Source organism: Acinetobacter sp. YH18001 (genome assembly GCF_013416975.1).
Taxonomy (GTDB): domain Bacteria; phylum Pseudomonadota; class Gammaproteobacteria; order Pseudomonadales; family Moraxellaceae; genus Acinetobacter; species Acinetobacter pseudolwoffii.
The window spans coordinates 1-1,426 of sequence record NZ_VPEU01000129.1; the positions used below are offsets into that span (position 1 = coordinate 1).

Annotated in this window: 3 protein-coding genes; 2 read left to right on the forward strand and 1 reads right to left on the reverse strand. The window is 33.5% G+C overall.

Translation table 11 applies throughout. From position 1 onward, the window contains the following. Nucleotides 1–224 precede the first annotated feature (224 nt). Nucleotides 225–656 (reverse strand): hypothetical protein, encoded by a 432-nt coding sequence (locus tag FTV48_RS14750; protein WP_180000775.1) that lies wholly within the window; start codon nucleotides 654–656, stop codon nucleotides 225–227. Nucleotides 657–886: 230 nt separating this feature from the next. Here FTV48_RS14750 and FTV48_RS14755 point away from each other — a divergent pair, with 230 nt between their 5' ends. Together FTV48_RS14755 and FTV48_RS14760 are read left to right on the forward strand one after the other, a co-directional pair. Then, nucleotides 887–1,210: a hypothetical protein gene (locus FTV48_RS14755; protein ID WP_000288001.1), complete on the forward strand. Its 324-nt coding sequence runs from the start codon at nucleotides 887–889 to the stop codon at nucleotides 1,208–1,210. Beyond that, a partial coding sequence (locus FTV48_RS14760) for a DNA-binding transcriptional regulator (protein WP_180000776.1) occupies nucleotides 1,191–1,426 on the forward strand: 236 nt, incomplete at its 3' end. The genes FTV48_RS14755 and FTV48_RS14760, both read left to right, overlap by 20 nt.

Genomic DNA, 1,426 nt, shown 5'->3' on the forward strand with positions numbered 1-1,426 from the left:
ACTATTGATAGCGTCTTTTCTTATTCTTAAAACAACTAAAACGATGACAACAATGTTCAATAAAATATTTATAAGCCTATTTTCTGATTTCAACTACCGCAATCTATGCGCAAACGAATGGGTCGGTAATTGGGTAATCAGTCTGATTTTTAATAGAAATATATCCAGTTTTTTCAAATGGCTGGCATCCTATAAGTAGAAATAATACAAGACAGTAAAATTGGCTATTCTTCATTTTGATAGTTCTGTTCAATTGGCCTTATGAGTTTATTAATAACGATAACTTGTGAGATATCGCAGCTATTATCTACTTTTGTTATCCAGGAATAATTGTTTTTTTCTAAAGGGTAAGACTGTCCCCCTCCATACACTGCTTTATCACCCAGAAAATAAGTATCTGAATCTACTTTTAAACTATGAGTTTTACTATCCCAATTTACAGTTTTTGTGGCAAAAATTGGCAGAACTTTAGAGCCATCAGTATGTTCTAGATATAGACATTTACCTTCTCTAATAAGCTTAGCTTCACCATAACTTGCATTATCTGCTCCACCTGTATATTGAATGCGTGGAATAATTACATTTAAGTCAATTTTTTCTGTAACTGGGCTACAGGCTGCAAGAGAGCTCAATAAAAAAAAATTTAATTTCTTCATGTATAAAGACTCTTTTAAGTAGTTAATAGTAGAGTAATTAAAGCAAATTAGGCCAAAATAGTCTGATTAAAAATTCAAATGCCTAAGGAGAACTTAGGCAGCAAAATTCAGTCTTGTATTTTGGTATTTAGTTTAATTTTTTAGAAGAATGGAAAAATTAAAAATCAATATTTTAAAATCCTACATAGTAGTATAGAATAAATTACTACAAGGTAGTATGAATACAAGCGATGTATACAATATGTGAAACCCCATTATTTACTAAATACTGTCTTGTTTATTGGACTCAGGAAGAGTACGAAGAATTTAAAACATTCTTGGCATTAAATCCTGAAGCTGGAGATGTAGAGCCTAATTCAGGTGGCATTCGTAAAATTAGATGGACGAGTGGTGGTAGAGGTAAAAGTGGTGGTGTCAGAGTCATCTACTTTAATCGTTTAACAAATGGAGAGATCTGGTTATTAACCCTGTACAGTAAAAAGCAAACGGTACAGCTTAGTAAGAAAACTCTTCAAGCATTGGTGGAGAAATTAAATGACTCGTTTAATGACTGAAAAAGAACTCGAAGCTTTTGAAGCAACCAGAGATATTGAAGCTGAAATCTTGCAAGGTATAGATGACATGCTTGCTAATAATGCTGCTAAAAGAACTGTAATCACTGAGACCGATGTAGCACTAGCTCGTAGAAAGGCTCAACTGACACAAGAACAGTTTGCCAAACTTCTTGGTGTTTCAAGACGCACACTTGAATCTTGGGAACAGGGTGCTAG